The organism is Streptomyces winkii, from assembly GCF_032248595.1.
GTDB lineage: Bacteria > Actinomycetota > Actinomycetes > Streptomycetales > Streptomycetaceae > Streptomyces > Streptomyces winkii.
Genome location: NZ_JASTTH010000004.1, coordinates 311,867 through 328,035 on the forward strand (window position 1 = coordinate 311,867; position 16,169 = coordinate 328,035).

Annotated in this window: 14 protein-coding genes and 2 pseudogenes; 8 read left to right on the plus strand and 8 right to left on the minus strand. The window is 72.6% G+C overall.

Annotation, left to right across the window (positions count from 1 at the left end; genetic code table 11):
- Positions 1-363 precede the first annotated feature (363 nt).
- On the minus strand, positions 364-1,020 hold the full coding sequence (gene ribA, locus QQM67_RS13540; RefSeq protein ID WP_314174034.1) for a GTP cyclohydrolase II: 657 nt from the start codon (positions 1,018-1,020) through the stop codon (positions 364-366).
- 141 nt (positions 1,021-1,161) lie between these two features.
- Positions 1,162-1,953, minus strand: a complete 792-nt coding sequence (locus tag QQM67_RS13545) for a CDP-alcohol phosphatidyltransferase family protein (protein ID WP_314174035.1) — start codon at positions 1,951-1,953, stop codon at positions 1,162-1,164.
- Between the two features lie 107 nt (positions 1,954-2,060).
- Between QQM67_RS13545 and QQM67_RS13550 the strand changes: the two genes are divergently transcribed.
- From QQM67_RS13550 to QQM67_RS13570, 5 genes and pseudogenes are all read left to right on the plus strand, one after another.
- Entirely contained in the window at positions 2,061-3,056 is a 996-nt protein-coding gene (locus QQM67_RS13550; protein ID WP_314174036.1) for a zinc-dependent alcohol dehydrogenase, read from the plus strand.
- A 107-nt stretch (positions 3,057-3,163) separates the two neighbouring features.
- Positions 3,164-3,562 carry a 6-pyruvoyl trahydropterin synthase family protein gene (locus QQM67_RS13555; protein ID WP_314174038.1) on the plus strand — a complete coding sequence of 133 codons (399 nt, stop codon included), beginning with the start codon at positions 3,164-3,166 and terminating at the stop codon, positions 3,560-3,562.
- A gap of 53 nt (positions 3,563-3,615) precedes the next feature.
- A complete protein-coding gene (locus QQM67_RS13560) occupies positions 3,616-4,671 on the plus strand; it encodes a glycosyltransferase family 4 protein (protein WP_314174472.1) in 1,056 nt (351 codons plus the stop codon).
- Between the two features lie 11 nt (positions 4,672-4,682).
- Positions 4,683-5,546, plus strand: coding sequence for a class I SAM-dependent methyltransferase (locus QQM67_RS13565; protein ID WP_314174039.1), 864 nt, complete (start codon positions 4,683-4,685; stop codon positions 5,544-5,546).
- Positions 5,543-6,364: pseudogene (locus tag QQM67_RS13570) on the plus strand (lysylphosphatidylglycerol synthase transmembrane domain-containing protein); the annotation flags it as partial. The gene QQM67_RS13565 and the pseudogene QQM67_RS13570, both read left to right, overlap by 4 nt.
- Positions 6,365-6,469: 105 nt before the next feature.
- Here the strand turns inward: QQM67_RS13570 and QQM67_RS13575 are convergent.
- From QQM67_RS13575 to QQM67_RS13600, 6 genes are all read right to left on the minus strand, one after another.
- The gene (locus QQM67_RS13575) at positions 6,470-7,396 is read right to left on the minus strand and encodes a RibD family protein (protein WP_314174041.1); all 927 of its coding nucleotides are present in this window, start codon (positions 7,394-7,396) and stop codon (positions 6,470-6,472) included.
- Complete coding sequence (locus tag QQM67_RS13580) at positions 7,393-8,124, minus strand: creatininase family protein (protein ID WP_314174042.1); 732 nt, start codon at positions 8,122-8,124, stop codon at positions 7,393-7,395. The genes QQM67_RS13575 and QQM67_RS13580 overlap by 4 nt, the downstream gene beginning before the upstream one ends.
- A 177-nt stretch (positions 8,125-8,301) precedes the next feature.
- The gene (locus QQM67_RS13585; protein ID WP_314174043.1) at positions 8,302-9,555 is read right to left on the minus strand and encodes an alpha-hydroxy acid oxidase; all 1,254 of its coding nucleotides are present in this window, start codon (positions 9,553-9,555) and stop codon (positions 8,302-8,304) included.
- 121 nt (positions 9,556-9,676) lie between these two features.
- A complete protein-coding gene (locus tag QQM67_RS13590; protein ID WP_314174044.1) occupies positions 9,677-10,723 on the minus strand; it encodes an alcohol dehydrogenase catalytic domain-containing protein in 1,047 nt (348 codons plus the stop codon).
- A 127-nt stretch (positions 10,724-10,850) separates the two neighbouring features.
- On the minus strand, positions 10,851-12,410 hold the full coding sequence (locus tag QQM67_RS13595; protein WP_314174045.1) for a mannitol dehydrogenase family protein: 1,560 nt from the start codon (positions 12,408-12,410) through the stop codon (positions 10,851-10,853).
- Complete coding sequence (locus QQM67_RS13600; protein WP_314174046.1) at positions 12,407-13,861, minus strand: MFS transporter; 1,455 nt, start codon at positions 13,859-13,861, stop codon at positions 12,407-12,409. Before QQM67_RS13600 ends, QQM67_RS13595 begins: the two co-directional genes overlap by 4 nt.
- Before the next feature lie 102 nt (positions 13,862-13,963).
- Here QQM67_RS13600 and QQM67_RS13605 point away from each other — a divergent pair, with 102 nt between their 5' ends.
- From QQM67_RS13605 to QQM67_RS13615, 3 genes and pseudogenes are all read left to right on the plus strand, one after another.
- Positions 13,964-14,764, plus strand: coding sequence for an IclR family transcriptional regulator (locus tag QQM67_RS13605; RefSeq protein ID WP_314174047.1), 801 nt, complete (start codon positions 13,964-13,966; stop codon positions 14,762-14,764).
- 109 nt (positions 14,765-14,873) lie between these two features.
- Positions 14,874-15,110, plus strand: a pseudogene (locus QQM67_RS13610) (amidase family protein); the annotation flags it as partial.
- Positions 15,080-16,084 carry an amidase family protein gene (locus QQM67_RS13615; RefSeq protein WP_314174048.1) on the plus strand — a complete coding sequence of 335 codons (1,005 nt, stop codon included), beginning with the start codon at positions 15,080-15,082 and terminating at the stop codon, positions 16,082-16,084. The pseudogene QQM67_RS13610 and the gene QQM67_RS13615, both read left to right, overlap by 31 nt.
- The last annotated feature ends 85 nt before the right edge of the window (positions 16,085-16,169 follow it).

Sequence of the window (16,169 nt, forward strand, 5' to 3'; positions counted from 1 at the left end):
TCGGCCCGGGGGATTGGGGCTACTGGCCGCCCCGAGAGGCGCCGTCACGCCGCCGTCCGCCCTGCGTCCGGGCCGGGGCGATGCCTCGCCCGGGACGCGGCACCGAGGGCGGTTCAGATGACCTGTCGGCAGTGGCGAGGCCCGCGCAACCGCTTTCCCTTGCTCCGTCTTCTTCGTGAAATCGGCGCCCGGTTCCGCGACTTCGCAGAAATCCTCCCGGAACGCACCGCGACCCGGAACAAGGCGATTCACGCGCAGCCGGACTCTCCGTCGGACGCCGCGTCGCCGGAAGGTTTCAACACACTCTCAGCGCACCGTCATTGCGACGGGTTTCACCACTGCTATTCGATGCGCGGCGGAAATTCAGCCGAGCAGGCCGTCGAGATGCGGAAGGCTGTGATCGAGTCGTTTCCGCTTGGCCAGCAGATATTGGTGGTTCTCCTTGTTCGGCGGAATCAGCAGCGGAATGCGCTCCGCGATCGTGATGCCGTTCGCCTCCAGGGCGTCCCGCTTTCTCGGATTGTTCGACAGGAGACGCACGGACTCCACACCGAGATCGTTGAGGATTTCGACGGCGACCGTGTACTCACGCGCGTCGACGGGAAGTCCGAGCGCGAGATTCGCCTCCACTGTGTCGAGCCCCTCGGCCTGCTGCAGTTGCAGCGCCTTCAGCTTCGCCAGCAGACCGATTCCGCGGCCTTCGTGCCCCTGGATGTAGATGAGGATGCCGGCACCGTCCTCGACCATCATCCGCATCGCAGTGCCCAGCTGATCTCCGCACTCGCAGTGAGTCGACCCGAAGACCTCGCCTGTCAGGCACTCCGAATGCACGCGCGTGAGAGCGCCGTGGGCGGCAATGTCGCCGTGCACGAGCGCGACTTGCTCTTGGTTGGTGCGGCGGTCCATGTATCCGATGGCTCGGAATTCTCCATGGACCGTGGGCAGCCGGACCTCCACCACCCTCTCGACGGCGGCGGTTTGCCGCGGAGAGCCGTTCACAGTGGGTTCCTTGTACGCCATGCGGCGAGCATACCCGTCGGCCAACTCCGCATCTGGTTTTTTAGGAGAATCCTCAACCGGGTTGCGTGTACGTGGAATTGATTGCACGGAGCGGAGGGGAATGTGCGGTTTCCCGGGCATTTCGTCGTCCATGGCGCCCGCTCAACCCCTCTGCCCGCCCGTCGCGGGCGAGCTTCCGCCCCGCGGCACCACGGCGAGTTCGAGTGCGCCTTCCGCGATGACCGGAAGCGTACGGACGTGCCACAGCCAGGCGATGTCCCGGCCGAAGGACCACACGAGAGCGGCGAGCGCGCCGCCCGCCACGAATACCGCGACCGGGCCCGGAACCAGTCCGGATCCGGCCACCACCAGCGCGATGCCCTGGACCGCCGCGACCGTCTTGCGTGCACGGCTGGGCGGCAGCGGACCCCTCAGCCACGGCAGCACGCGCTGGGCACCGACGAAGGCGTACCGGATGGCGCCGATGGCCAGCACCCACAGACCCACGAACAGGCCGACGAAGGCGCTGAGCACGAGTATCAGGAACGCGTCGACCTCCATGTCGAAGCGTGCGCCGAGGGCCGAAGCCGTGCCCGTGCGCCGGGCCACCAGGCCGTCGACGAAGTCGAGGACCAGCGCACCGGTGGCGATGATCGCGACCACCACGAGGGACGCGTCCCGGCCCTGGTCCGTGACGAGCGCCGCCGTTCCGCCGACGAGGACCGCTCTGCTCAGCGTGACGAGATCGGCCGGTCCGAGAGCGGGCTTTCCCGATCGCAACAACAAGGCACCGACGGCCGCCCCACAGGCCGTTCCCACGACCCAGCCCACGGGCCCGAGTCCGGTCACGGTCCACAGGACGGAGAGGAGCAGCAGCTGCCCCGCGAGTCCCAGTGCGAGCTGGAGTTTCAGCTGATCCGTTGCCCGCCTGTCGTGCCTGTGCTGGCTGCTCATCGCGCCTCCTGGTGCATCTGGCGGAGTCGAACGGGGCTGATTATGGTACGAGTGGCCGCTGAGATGTGAAGGCTTTGCAGTTGTTGTCATACCTGGAGGACACATAGATGGAGCGCACCTCTCTCGCCTATTGGCTGCGCTCCCCGGGCTCCGGCGAGATCCGTCCCGTCGCCCTGCGCTCCCCCGGTCCCGGCGAAGTCCTCGTCCGCACGCTCTATTCGGGCGTCAGCCGCGGAACGGAAACCCTCGTCTTCGGCGGACGCGTTCCCGAAAGCCAGCACGAGGTGATGCGGGCGCCCTTCCAGGAGGGCGATTTCCCCGGGCCGGTCAAGTACGGCTACCTCAATGTGGGAGTGGTCGAAGAGAGCGACTCCCCGGACCTCGTGGGCCGCACGGTCTTCTGCCTCTACCCCCACCAGACCCGCTATGTGGTGCCGGCGGACGCGGTGACGCCCGTCCCGGATGCGGTGCCCGCGAGGCGCGCGGTGCTCGCCGGCACGGTGGAGACCGCGGTGAACGCCGTGTGGGACGCGGCTCCCGCACTGGGCGACCGCATCGCCGTGGTCGGCGCGGGCATGGTGGGCAGCTGCGTGGCGTCGGTGCTCTCCCGATTCCCCGCAGCGCGCGTGCAGTTGATCGACGCGGACCCTTCGCGCGCGGCCGTCGCCGAAGCCCTCGGCGTGCCCTTCGCCCTGCCCGGCGACGCCGCCGGTGAGTGCGACGTCGTCGTGCACGCCAGCGCGTCCCAGGAAGGGCTCGCGCGGTCGCTGGAGTTGCTCGCGCCGGACGGGGAGATCGTCGAACTCAGCTGGTACGGCGACCGGCAGATCAGCATCCCGCTGGGAGAGGCCTTCCACTCGCGGCGGCTGGTGCTGCGCAGCAGCCAGGTCGGCGCGCTGCCGCCGTCGCGCCGCGCACGCCGCACGTTCGCCGACCGGATGGCGCTCGCGCTCGATCTGCTGGCCGCTCCCGAGCTGGAGACACTGATCACCGGGGAGTCCCGGTTCGGCGAACTGCCGGACGTGATGCCCCGGATCGCGGGCGGGGATCTGCCCGCCCTGTGCCATCTCATCACCTACGACGACGACACGCCTGCCGGCTGAGCGCGGCACGGCAGCCCAGCCAGAGCGCAGTACGGCAGACCCCGTACAGCCACAACCCGAACCCGCCCCACAGGAACGCGTACACGCCCGTACAGGAAAGTGAGCCGATGTACAGCATCACCGTTCGTGACCACATGATGATCGCCCACAGCTTCCGCGGTGAGGTCTTCGGCCCGGCACAGCGCCTGCACGGTGCGACGTTCGTCGTGGACGCCACATTCCGGCGCCGCGAACTCGACGCCGACGGCATCGTCGTGGACATCGGCGCCGCCACCCAGGAGCTCAGCGGCGTGCTCGCCGATCTCAACTACCGCAATCTGGACGACGAACCGGCCTTCGCCGGGATCAACACCTCGACGGAGATGCTCGCCAGGGTCGTCGCCGACCGCATCGCCGAAAAGATCCACTCGGGCGCGCTCGGCGAGGGAGCCCGCGGCCTGGAGGAGATCTCGGTGACGCTGCACGAGTCGCATGTCGCGTGGGCGAGTTACGAGCGTCCGCTGTGAGCGGTGCGGACGGGCCCGGCGGCACGTCCGCACCGCGTCCCGTCCATGTGGTGATGCCGGGCGACGTCGACGACCCGGACTCCGTCAGCGGCGGCAACACCTACGACCGCCGCGTCTGCCGCGAGTTGAGCGCGTCGGGGACGCCGGTGCGCGAGACCGTCGTGCCCGGTTCGTGGCCCCGTCCCTCGGCGGCGGCACGCGCCGCACTCGCGACCGTGCTGGGCGAGTTGCCGGACGGTGCCGTCGTGCTCGTGGACGGCCTCGTGGCCTGCGGCGTCCCGGACGTCGTCGTGCCGCAGGCCCGCCGGCTTCGTCTGGCGGTGCTGGTACATCTGCCGCTCGCGGACGAGACGGGGCTCGCGCCCGCGGAGGCGGCGGAGCTGGAACGGCTGGAGCGCGAGACCCTGCGCGCCGCGCCAGCCGCCGTGGCCACCAGCGACTGGGCCGCCCGGGAGATCACCGGACGGCACGGCCTGGAGCCCTCCCGCGTCCACGCCGTTCTGCCCGGCACCGACCCGGCTCCGCTCGCGCGTGGCACCGACGGGGCCTCGCGGCTGCTCTGCGTCGCCGCGCTCACGCCGCGCAAGGGCCAGGACCTGCTGGTCGAGGCGCTGGCCGGGCTGGACGGACTGCCGTGGACGTGCGAGCTGACCGGCCCGCTGGACCGGGCGCCCGCCTACGTGGCGGGGCTGCGCCGCCGCATCGGCGAGTGCGGCCTGGAGGAGCGCGTACGCCTCACCGGCGCACGGTCGGGCGGCGACCTCGACGCGGCGTACGACGCCGCGGACCTGTTCGTGCTGGCGTCACACACGGAGACGTACGGAATGGTGCTCACAGAGGCGCTCGCGCGCGGCGTTCCCGTACTCGCCACCGACGCGGGGGCCGTGCCGTCGACGGTCGGCACGGCCCCGGACGGGAGCATTCCCGGCATTCTGGTTCCCACGGGCGACGTCACCGCTCTAACCGCTGCGCTGCGCCGTTGGCTCACAGATCCAGGAATTCGTTCGCATCTGACAACATCCGCGCGCGGGCGGCGGACCAAGCTACAGGGTTGGGCTGAAAGCTCTCGTCAGCTGGCTCGAGTGCTGGAGAGCGTCCGGCTCGAATAACGGAGTAGCGCTTGAACACTGTCGGCTCGCCCCGCTACGCCCCGGAGTGGCTCGCGCTGCGCGAGGACGCGGACGCCCGCGCCCGCGCCGCCGAACTCATCGCTCCGCTCCACGGATTCCTCGCGGAGCACCCCGCACCGGGCGGCCGGCTGACGATCCACGACCTGGGATGCGGCACGGGCTCGATGGGCCGCTGGCTCGCGGCCCGGCTGGACGGTCCGCAGCGCTGGTTCATGTACGACCGCGACCCCGCGCTGCTGGAGAACATCGCGGCGCGGATGCCACAGGAGTCCGCGGACGGCAGCCCGCTCGAAGTGGTGCCGCAGCAGCGGGACATCACCCGCCTGACCGCCGACGACCTCGCCGGCACGTCCGTGGTGACCGCGTCCGCGCTGCTCGACCTGCTGACCGCGGACGAGGTGGAGTCGCTCGCGGCGAGCTGCACCGCGGCGGGCTGTGCCGTACTGCTGGCGCTGTCCGTCGAGGGACGCGTCGAGATCGATCCGTCCGATCCGCTGGACGCGCGCTTCGCGGCTGCCTTCGACGCCCATCAGCGCCGCACCGACGGCGGTCGCAGGCTGCTGGGACCCGACGCGGTGGACGCCGCGACGGCCGCGTTCGAGCGCAACGGCGCGACCGTGCTCACGCGTTCGTCGCCGTGGCGGCTCGGCCCGGAGCAGAGCGCACTGACCGCGCAGTGGCTGGCGGGATGGGTGGCCGCGGCATGCGCGCAGGAACCGGAGCTGGAGGCGGCGAGCGAGGAGTATCTGCGGCGCAGACTCGACGCGTGCGAGGCGGGCACGCTGCGGGCCGTGGTCCACCACCGCGACCTGCTCGCGCTGCCCGGGTCCCCGGCGGGGGCTGCTTCGATATGAAAGGCAAACTCTGGCGCAGGCTGCGCGCACCCGTCGCACTGATCATCCTCGGCGTGGTCGTCCACCGCCTCGGAACCTCCGCGCTGGTGGGGGCACTCGACCGCATCGACGCACAGGCCGTCGCGATCACATTCGTCTTCAGCGTCCCCGCCACCGTCTTCAGCGCCTGGCGCTGGCGTCTCGTGGCGGGCAGGCTCGGGATACGGCTTCGGCTGGGTACGGCCGTCGCCGACTACTACCAGGCTCTGTTCCTCAACGCCACGCTGCCCTCGGGCGTGCTGGGCGATGTGCACCGCGCCGTGCGCAACGGCCGCGACGCGGGCGACGTCGCCCGTGGCGTGCGTGCGGTGATACTCGAGCGCACCGCGGGCCAGGCCGTCATCGTGGGCGCCGGCGTCGTGGTGCTCGTCGCCGCGACGCCTCCGCTGCCGGTGCTGGACGCCCTCGAAGTGCCGCTCGCCACTGCCGGCGCGGCGGTGTGTGCGGTGGCCGCCGTCGCCGGCGTGGTTCTCGCGGGACGGGGCGGGCGCGCCGCGAAGTGGCGCCGCGACCTCGGGGAGTTCCTCGACGACGCGCGGACCGCGCTCTTCGCCCGAGACAGCTGGCCGGCGGTGACGGCCCTGTCCGTACTCGCCCTGTGCGGGCACCTCGGGCTCTTCCTCGCCTCGGCCCGCGTGGCCGGTTCCCCGGCGCCGCTCACCGCGCTGGTGGCGCCGCTGCTGATGGCGCTCCTGGTGATGGCGCTGCCCGTCAACGTCGGCGGCTGGGGCCCGCGCGAGGGCATGTGCGCGCTGGCGTTCGGCGCGGCGGGACTGGGCGCGGCCCAGGGCCTGGCCTCCGCTGTGGTGTACGGGGCGCTGGCGCTGCTCTCCAGCCTGCCCGGGGCGGCGGTTCTGGTCTGCCGGCTTCTCGCCGCGCGGCGTTCACGCCGTGCCGTCGAGGCCGCCCACGAGGTCGAGTTCGAAGAGCATGTCCGCGCCGAGCGGGAAGGCACGGGTCCGGGGGCGCAGGGCCTCCCCCATCCGTACGGGCCCTGGGAAGCGGAGCCCGGGTACGCCGTCTCCGAGGAGCACCGGCGCGACCGTGACGTACAGCCGGTGCAGCACTTCCGCGCGGAGGAACCCGGACACCGTCGCGCCGCCGCCCTCGACAAGTACCCGGCCAAGGCCGCGGCGGGCGAGGGCTTCCAGTATTAGCCGCGGCTCGAACCCCGCCTCGCCGCAGGGGAGTTCGAGGACCTCCTCGTCGCCGTGTACGGGCGCCGGTGCGCCGTCGCCGGGTTCTCCGGCGCCTACGAGGCGCAGCGTCGGCGCCCGGCCGTCGGTGAAGACCCGCGCCCGCGGCCTCTCCCGGCCGGCTCTGCCGCGCGGGTCGAGCACCACGCGCACGGGATCGGCACCCGAGCACGCGCGGACCGTCAGCTGCGGGTCGTCGGCGATGGTCGTGCCCGCGCCGACGAGGACGGCGTCCGACAGGGCGCGCAGCCGGTGCAGATGGAGGCGGTCCTCCTCGCCGGTGACGAAGTTGGAGTGGCCGGTACGGGTGGCGATGAAGCCGTCGATGCTCTGGCCGAGCTGGGCGAAGGCGAGATCGGGCCCGCCGAGGCAGAGCGGGGTGTAGAGCCCCGCGAGGGTGTCCGCCTCGGCCGAGGCCGGCTGCCGCCAGCGCCATGCGCCGTCCTCGCCGCGGAACAGGCCCGCGTCTGCGGCCTCTTGGCGCGTGCGCACGTCCAGCAGCCGCTCCCAGGCGGCCTCGGCGCCCATGACGGCGGGGGCCGGCCCGTCACCGGTGCGGTGTCCGGGTATGTGCGCGCCGGACGCGGCCGGGGCGGGCCGGCCCGCGGCCGTCACCACGACTCCAGGACGCGCAGATGGTCGGCGAAGGCACCCGTGAGCGCGGTGAGCACCTCGTCGCCCTTGCGTGCGGTGGCCAGTGACGGCCGCCCCACGACTCCCGACTCCGTGTACGGCCCGAGCCCCAGCGCGTGCAGATGCCTGCGGTCGTCGCTGATCAGGTCCGACGTCTCGTACCCCTCGCGTACGCAGTCGGGGCGGGCGTGCAGAAGGATCGACGTCTCCAGCTCCCCGGCGTGCATGTCGCTGCGCACGGGGGTCTCCACTCCGGCCTTGGCGGCGGCCTCCTCCCAGTCGGCGGCGACGGGGAAGAGCGCCATGTGGTGGCCGTCGGCGGTGGCTTCCTGCACGACGTTGCGCAGGACGTAGTTGCCGCCGTGGCCGTTGACGAGCACCAGCCCGGGAACGCCGGACTTCCGCAGCGAGCGGGCGATGTCCCCGACGACGGCGCTGAGGGTGCTCGCGGTGATGCTGACGGTGCCGGGCCAGCGGGAGTGCTCCTGCGAGCAGGAGAAGGTCAGCGGCGGAAGCGGCTGCACCGGATAGGAGGCGGCCACCCGCTCGGCCACGGCGCAGGCGATGAGCGTGTCCGTGGACAGCGGCAGATACGGCCCGTGCTGCTCGTAGCTGCCGATGGGCAGCACGGCCACCGCGGCCTCGCGTTCAGCCGCGTCGCCGGTGGTCTCCGTCGGCAGTGCGCGGACGGCGTGGGCGGGGGTGTCCATGGACGGTTCTGCTCCTCGGGGTGCGGTCGCCGGTGCGGGCGCCGCTGGGGGCCGCACGCGCGGCGGGCTGGTCGGGCGCCGCGATCACGCTTCCACAGAAAGACCGCTGCGGCCAGACCGGCCGCCGTCACGGCGGCCGGTCCCGTGGCGCGCCCCCACCGTGGCGCGGCCGGGCGCTCAGCCCTTCCCGTCCGGTACGACGGGGGTTCGCCTCGTCATCAACCGCACGTGCTCCGGGCCGAGTTCGGCGACGCGGGTGGTGCCGAGCAGTTTCATCGTGCGCTCGATCTCGTCGGCGAGGATCGCGATCGCGCGGGCCACCCCGGCCTCGCCGCCGGCCATAAGACCGTAGAGGTAGGCGCGTCCCACGAGGGCGAAGTCCGCGCCGAGGGCCAGCGCCGCCACGACGTCGCCGCCGTTCGTGATCCCCGTGTCCAGCATCACGGTGCCGCGCTCCCCCACGGCCTCGGCGACGGTGGGGAGCAGGTGCAGCGGTACGGGCGCGCGGTCCAGCTGGCGGCCTCCGTGGTTGGAGACGATCACGCCGTCCGCTCCGTGTGCCATGACGTCCTCGGCGTCGCGGACGGTCTGGATGCCCTTCACCAGGATCGGGCCGTCCCAGACCTCGCGTATCCACTCCAGGTCCTCGAAGGTGACGGTCGGGTCGTAGAGCTTGCTGACGAGGTCGCTCAGGGCGCCGTGGCCGTCCTTGTCGAAGGCGAAGGTGTAGGGCTCGGTGGTCAGGAAGTTCAGCCACCACTCCCAGCGGTAGGAGGCGTCGAGGAACGTCCTCAGCGTCAGCTGGGGCGGGATCGTCATGCCGTTGCGCAGGTCGCGCAGGCGGTTGCCGTTCACGGGGACGTCCACGGTGACGATGAGTGCCTCGTACCCGGCGGCCTTGGCGTTCGCGACCAGTTCCCGCGACAGACCGCGGTCCTTCCACAGATACAGCTGGAACCACTTGCGCGCCGAGGGCGCCGCCTCGGCGACCTGGTCGATCGACGTCGTGCCGACGGTGGACAGCGCGTACGGGATTCCCGCCTCTTCCGCCGCCGCGACGACGGCGCGTTCGCCCGCGGAGTGCATCATGCGCGTGAAGCCGGTGGGGGCGAGCCCGAAGGGCAGTGCCGAGTGCCCGCCGAGCACGGTCGTCGAGGTGTCGGCCTGCTCGACGTTGCGCAGGACGCCGGGCCGGAACTCCAGGTCCTCGAAGGCCTCCCGGGCACGGCGCAGGCCGATCTCGCCGTCCGCGGCGCCGTCCGTGTAGTCGAACGGGCCCGCGGGGGTGCGGCGTCTGGCGATGCGCCGCAGGTCCCAGATCGTGTGGGCGTCGGCGAGCCTGCGCTCCACCGCGCTCCCGTGGCGTGTCTTCAGCTTCAGAAGGGGCGCCAGGTCCCTGGGCCGGGGGATTCGCCGTTCGAGTCGGGTCATGGGGCTGCTCTCCGTGTGGTGCGGGTCGTGCCGGTCGTGCTGTGCCGGGCTGTCGTGCCGTGGTGCTGCCGTGCTGTCCGTACGGGTCGTCGCCGTCCGGGTGCCGGGCGGCCGCCGTGAACTAGGGGGACGGGGCCTCCCCGTCGCCGTCGCTGCCGCCGTCGAGGAGGAGGACCACCTTTCCGGGGACGGCGGGGTCGGCGGCCGTCTCCATCGCCGACGTCGCCTCGCGCAGCGGAAAGGCGCGGGTGATGACGGTCTCCAGACGCTCCGAGGAGGCCAGCATGGCGATGGCGTCGTCGAGTTCGTGCGCGAAGCGGAACGTGCCGCGCAGTTCGATCTCCTTCGCGACGACGGGCCCGAAGGGGACCCTGACGGGCTCCGCGGGTGCGGAGCCCAGCTGGACGATCACGCCGCGTCTGCGCACGGAGCCCATCACCGCGCCGGGCGCGGCCGGTGCGCCGGACGCCTCGACGACGACGTCGAAGTGCTCGCCGGGCAGGGCGTCCTGGCCGACCAGGACGGTCGTGCCCGCTCCGGCCCGCTCCGCGACGCGCAGCTGCGGCGCTTGGATGTCGCTCGCCCACACCTCGGCGGCCCCCCGCGCGGCGGCGGCTCCCGCGGTCAGCGCCCCGATCGGCCCGGCGCCGTTGACCAGCACGCGGGCTCCCTCCACTCCGCCCGCCCGTGCCAGGGCGTGGAGCGCCACGGCGAGCGGTTCCGCCAGTACGGCCCTGGAGAGCGGAAGTTCAACGGGCAGGACGTGCAGACGTCCGGCGGGCACGGCCAGCAGCCCCGCGAAGCCGCCCTGCGTGTGCGGGAACGTCGCCGCCGACCCCAAGTAGCGCGTGTCCGGGCAGACTTGGGGATGTCCCTGACGGCACTGCCCGCACGCCCCGCACGAGGTGCGGGGGTGGACGGCCACGGGTGTCCCGGTCCGGAGTCCGCCCTCGGGGTCCTGCGCGACCCTTCCGACGACCTCGTGGCCGAGGACCAGCGGCTCCCTCACGGCGAAGGAACCCACGGCGCCCTCGCGGTAGTAGTGCAGGTCCGAGCCGCAGATGCCGCCGTGCGTCATCGCGACGAGCACCTCGCCCGGCCCCGGAACCGGAGCGGCGCGTTCCTCGACGCGGAGATCGCTCGCGCCGTGCACGACCGCCGTCAGCATCCGCCCCTCCCCCGGCTGTTCGCCTGCACCGTCGCCCGAGCTCTTCCCCCGCGCTCCTCGTCCCGTCCTCGTCGCTCTGCCCCCACCGCGCGTACTCCCTGTGCTCCGAGCTCGCCCGGCCCCGCCGTCATGTGGGCGTGGGCGGCCGGAACGGCTCTGCGTCCTCGTCCACGGCACGCAGGGCGGCGTCCGGTCCGCCGCTCTCCATCAACTCCAGCAGCCCGGCGACTGTTTCCGTGAACTCCTCGTGTTCGCCGAGCCGCTGCCCCAGTACCGCCTCGTCCCGGAGCACCGCCCGGGCCAGGTGCCGTGCGCGTCTCGCGCCGCCACTGCCGCTGCCGCTGCCGCCAAGTGCGCCGGAGCGCCCGGCGAGCGCCCGTATCCGCTCGCCGCCCGGGTCCGCGGGCACTCCCGTACGGTCCGCGTCGAGCTGCTCCGGATACGCCGTGCAGCGCAGCCATGCCGCGACGGTCAGCGCGAGCGCGCCCGGGACCCGGCCGCCGTCCAGATGCCACACGGCCGCGTCGGGCACGCGCTGGGCGAGCTTGAGCGAGCCGTCGGCTCCGACCTGTGCGGTGCGGTGGCCGAGCCGCCGGTTCGCGAACCGTTCCCACAACTGCCTGCGGTAAGCGGCGACGTCGAAGCCCGCGGGAAGCGTGAGCGTCGGCTCGTACTCGTCGCCGAGCCGCCGTACGACGCGCGCGATCGCCGGGTCGTCGGCCGCGTCGGCGATCAGGTCCCGCCCGGTCAGCAGCCCGAGATAGGCGAGGAGCGAGTGACTGCCGTTCAGCAGGCGCACCTTGACGGTCTCGTAGTCGTGGACGCGGTCGGTCATGACGGCGCCGGCCTGCTCCCAGGCAGGCCGTCCCGCGGCGAAGTCGTCACGCATCACCCACATCCAGAACGGCTCGGCGGGCACCGGCACTTCGTCGGGGTGGCCCGCGGCGGCCGCCAGCTGCCGGTGATAGTCGGTGGTGGCGGGCACGATCCGGTCGACCATGGTGTCCGGGCAGGTCACGGCCTCGTCGAGGTAGGCCAGCAGCTCGGTGCCGTCCGGCGGCGGCATGGCCGCGGCGAAGTCGCGCAGCAGTCCCGCGAGGGTCGTGCCGTTGGCGGTGACGTTGTCGCAGCTGAGCAGGGTGACCGGGGTTCCCGCCTCGCGGGCGCGGCGCAGCAGTCCGGCGGCGAGGCGCCCGACGGTGCTGCGCGGCGGAGTCCCGCGTTCCCGCCCCTCGGGCCCTTCCCGCCCTCCCGGGCCCCGCCGGCTCCCGCGCCCCGCCAGGGCTTCCAGATCGCCGCGGACGCCCGGTGCGTCGAGGTCGAGCCGCCGGGTGACGGGGCTGATGTCGTACCCCTTCTCGGTGACCGTCAGCGAGACGACGCGCGTGCGGGGATCGGCGATCTCCCGCGCGACCCTGTGCGGTTCGTCGGCGGCCACGAACGCGTCGGTGATGCTTGCGACTTGGCGTACACGCGTCTCCCTCGGGCCGAGGGTGACGACGCTGTAGCGCATCCGCTGGCGGCGCAGGGCTTCGACGACGGCACGGCTGCGCCCGGCGACCCCCGTGATCTCCCAGGGGTCGCCGGAACGCCGCCCCGCGTCCTCGGTGCACAGGGCCTGGTGGGCACGGTGGAAGTTCCCGAGACCCAGGTGCAGGATGCGGTGCGCACCGCCGACTGCGCTCAAGAACCCTCCTCGGCAAGGGACTTCGACGGTGCGGCGCCCGACGCGCCGCCGGACGGTCCGGCGGAGGCACCGCTCCCGCTCTCGTCCTCCTGCTCGACGTACCCGTACACCTCGGGCAGTACGAAGGTCGCCGCGAGATAGCCCGTGAGGGAGAGCACCGAGACGATCACCGTCGCCAGCGGCACGCCCAGGTTCTCGAACAGGATCGGGAAGAAGAAGATCGTCACGAAGGCGGCCAGCTTGACGAAGATGTAGCCGAAGCCGGACGCCGTCGCCTTGTAGCGGCTCGGCGCGACCATCGAGGCGATGGTCATGCCGTTGGACGCCGCCCAGTAGTGCCCCCACATCAGGCCCGCCGCGGCGAAGGGCACCAGGACCTTCCAGTCGAGGTGGAGGAAGAGCGCGGCCAGCAGCAGGGACAGGAAGGACGTGCCGAATCCCCAGCGGGCGATGCCGCGGTGCCCGAGTCTCGGCGTCACGGCGGGGGCCACGAAGCCGCTCACCGTGGCGATGACATAGATCGCCCCGGTGATGAAGTTGGTCGCGCCGATGCCGGAGACCCCGGTGAGCACGAGGATGACCGGCAGGTAGAAGGCGAACGCGGCGAACTCCGCCCCCTGCATCGCGTTCGATATCCAGGCGAAGACGCTCGCGCGCCTGCGCACCGGGTCCTTGCGGATGCCGGCGAGGAAGTCGCGGGTGCGGGGCCGCTCCATCACGAAGTCCTCGTCGGGCAGCATCGGCAGATCGTCGTCGAACATCTTCTTCGCCACTGCCTTGGCCTGCTTGAACTTGCCTCGCTGGATGAGCCAGAGCGCGGTGTCGGGCACGTCGAGGCGGCCGATCAGCAGGACGAGCGCGGGCACCGCACCGAGGCCGAGCCCGACGCGCCACAGCAGGCTGTGGTCCATGCCGGCCAGGTACATCACGGTGATCACGGCGATGGCGGCGATCTCACCGAGGCCGAACATGCCCTGCCAGCGGTTGCCCATCACCTCCCGCTTGCCCTTGGGCATCGTCTCCATGATGTACGTGTAGCCGGTGGAGATGTCGCTGCCGAGCGGCAGCCCGAGCAGGAAGCGGATGATCACCAGCTCCCACATGCTCGTCGCGAACGACTGGGCCACGGCGAGGACCACGAAGAGCACCATCGTGGTGATGAAGACCTTCCGCCGCCCGAACCTGTCGGCGAACCACCCTCCGCACACCGCGCCGATGAGCGCGCCCAGTTGGACGGCCGCAGAGGCGAGGCCGAGCATGCTCGCGCTGGGGTGGAGGTCCTCCTTGACGAAGAGCAGGAGGAAGGAGATCGCGTACAGATCCCACGCCTCGATCAGGATCGTCGAGATCATCAGCCAGCCGGTGCGGCGGCCGGTGTCGGTGCCGTGCTTGGCGAGGACGTGTCTGGCAGCGGCGTCCGAGAGGTTCCGTACATCTGCTTGAGCAGTCATCAGCCCTCCTCACATGCGCCGATCCATCGATTCCGGGTCCCGGAACGGAGTTCCGTGATCTAGAATCCTGCCGCAACCTATGGAGAGTCCTTGGTGGTGTCAATGACTTCTGCGGACCCGACGTCGAATTCCCCTGCCCACGGCGGCGATGCGAGAACGGGCGACGGCGCCGGCCCGCGGCGGCTCCTCCGGTTGATCGACGCGCTGTGCTCCTCGCAGGGTCCGGCGCCGCTCGCCGGGCTCGCTGCCTCCGCGGCCCTGTCGAAGCCGACCGCACACCGGCTGCTGCGCGTACTGACCGAGGAGGGGTGGGCCGTCGCACACGACGGCGGCAGCTACAGCATCGGCCCGGCCGTGCGCGCGCTGGGCGCCGCGATCTCCGGGTCGGGCAGCCGCAACAGCATCGAGCGCGTACTGGTCGAGCTCCAGAAGGAGGTGCGGCAGACCGTCCACGTCGGGGTGCGCAGCGGCGACCGCATCATCTACACGCACAAGGTCGAGGGCGACCAGCCCTTCGCGATGGCCTCGCGGGTGGGGATGTACCAGCCGCTGCACTCGACGGCCATCGGCAAGTGCATCCTCTCCGGCCTGGACGACCGGGCGCTGCACGGGATCGTCGAACGGGTCGGCCTGGAGCGCCGCACGGACGCCACGATCACCACCCGTACCGCCCTGGAGCAGGAGCTGGCGCGCGTACGGGAGGACGGGTACGCGCTGGACGAGGAGGAGAACGAGGAAAACGTCAGATGCGTCGCCGTGCCCGTGCGCAGCGCCGAGGGGCAGGTGGTCGGCGCCGTCAGCATCTCGACCGTGACCTTCGTGGTGGCGCGCGAGGAGGTGCTCGCGCTGCGGGGCGCGCTGACGGAGACCGCCGAACGGCTGGAGCCGCTCTTCGGCCGGTGACACCGCCCCAGGTGGCCGGGTACGGCGCCGGTCGCCCGCGGGTACACATCGCACCCCGGCCCGGCTCGCGCCACGGCCGCCGCGATCCCACCGACCCGGAGGCAGGCCCATGACCACGCCCGAGACGAACGCGGAGGCGAACGCCGAGAAGGCGGTGTGGCGGGAGCGCGGCGCCCCGCTTCTCGCCCCGTCCCGCAGCGGACCGCTGAGCGGCCTGCGCCTCGCCGTGAAGGACGTGTACGCGATCTCGGGGCATCGCATCGGCGCGGGCAACCCCCGCTGGCTCGCCGAGGCGGAACCGGAGACCAGGCACGCGTGGGCGGTCGGCGCCCTCCTCGACGCCGGCGCCGAGATCACCGGCATCGCGCAGACGGACGAGCTGACCTACAGCCTCGACGGTACGAACGCCCACTACGGCACCCCTCCCAACCCCCAGGCTCCCGGCCGCATTCTCCGGGCGGCTCCTCCAGCGGCCCGGCCTCCGCCGTCGCCCTCCACGAGGCGGACGCCGGTCTCGGCACCGACACCGCGGGCTCGATCCGCGTGCCGTCCTCGTACTGCGGGCTGTACGGGATGCGGCCCACGCACGGGGCGGTTCCCGTCGCCGGGATGCTGCCGCTCGCCCCCGACTTCGACACGGTCGCCTGGCTCGCGCGGGACGCGCCCACACTGGCCCGCATCGGAGACGTACTGCTGCCCGGGGCGGACACGGCTCGGCAGACCGGGCCCTTCCACACGGCGCTCGTCGCACCGGACCTCCTCGCGCCGGTGGAGCCGGACGTACGGGCGGAGTTCGCAGGCGCGGCCGCGGGGCTGGCCGTCCGGCTCGGGCTGCGCAGGGAGGAGTGCGACTTCGGCGGCGACCCCCGGGAGCGCGCGGAGGCCTTCTCCCTCGCACAGGCCGCGCAGGTGTGGGAGTGCGACGGCGCGTGGGTCGCGTCGCACCCCGGCGCGCTGGGTCCGGACGTGGAGCGCCGCCTCGCCTGGGCGTCCGGGGTCGGCGGCGAACGCGCCGCCAGGGCACGCGAGTCCGTGCGGGAGACGGCCCGCGCACTGCGCGCGGTGCTGACGCCGGGCACCGTGCTGCTGCTGCCCGCGGCACCGGGCCCGGCCCCGGCGAGGGACGCCGGCGCCGACGAGCGGAGCGCGGTCAGGCGCGCCGCCGTCCAGCTCACGTGCCTGGCGTCCGGCGCGGGACTGCCGTGCCTGGTGCTGCCGCGCATGGCGGCCGGCGGTCTGCCCGTCGGGCTGTGCGTGATCGCCGCGCCGGGCAGCGACCGCGCGCTGCTGGACCTCGCGGTCGCCGAGAGCAGACGGTGAGCGGAGCCGCGGCACATCCCGTCCGGAGCCGCGGCACCTCCCGCCCAGGGCCTGGCGGCTCCTCCCGTCGGGAAGCCCGTCCGCC

What these genes read in the sequence shown, in the direction of transcription:
- QQM67_RS13550 (WP_314174036.1), top strand. Translation starts at nt 2,061, where the DNA reads ATGGAGCGCACCTCTCTCGCCTATTGGCTGCGCTCCCCGGGCTCCGGC.
- QQM67_RS13590 (WP_314174044.1), bottom strand. Translation starts at nt 10,723, where the DNA reads ATGCTGACGGCGGTCGTGCACGGCGCGAGCGATCTCCGCGTCGAGGAA.
- QQM67_RS13600 (WP_314174046.1), bottom strand. Translation starts at nt 13,861, where the DNA reads ATGACTGCTCAAGCAGATGTACGGAACCTCTCGGACGCCGCTGCCAGA.
- QQM67_RS13555 (WP_314174038.1), top strand. Translation starts at nt 3,164, where the DNA reads ATGTACAGCATCACCGTTCGTGACCACATGATGATCGCCCACAGCTTC.
- QQM67_RS13545 (WP_314174035.1), bottom strand. Translation starts at nt 1,953, where the DNA reads ATGAGCAGCCAGCACAGGCACGACAGGCGGGCAACGGATCAGCTGAAA.
- QQM67_RS13560 (WP_314174472.1), top strand. Translation starts at nt 3,616, where the DNA reads ATGCCGGGCGACGTCGACGACCCGGACTCCGTCAGCGGCGGCAACACC.
- ribA (WP_314174034.1), bottom strand. Translation starts at nt 1,020, where the DNA reads ATGGCGTACAAGGAACCCACTGTGAACGGCTCTCCGCGGCAAACCGCC.
- QQM67_RS13585 (WP_314174043.1), bottom strand. Translation starts at nt 9,555, where the DNA reads ATGACCCGACTCGAACGGCGAATCCCCCGGCCCAGGGACCTGGCGCCC.
- QQM67_RS13605 (WP_314174047.1), top strand. Translation starts at nt 13,964, where the DNA reads ATGACTTCTGCGGACCCGACGTCGAATTCCCCTGCCCACGGCGGCGAT.
- QQM67_RS13580 (WP_314174042.1), bottom strand. Translation starts at nt 8,124, where the DNA reads ATGGACACCCCCGCCCACGCCGTCCGCGCACTGCCGACGGAGACCACC.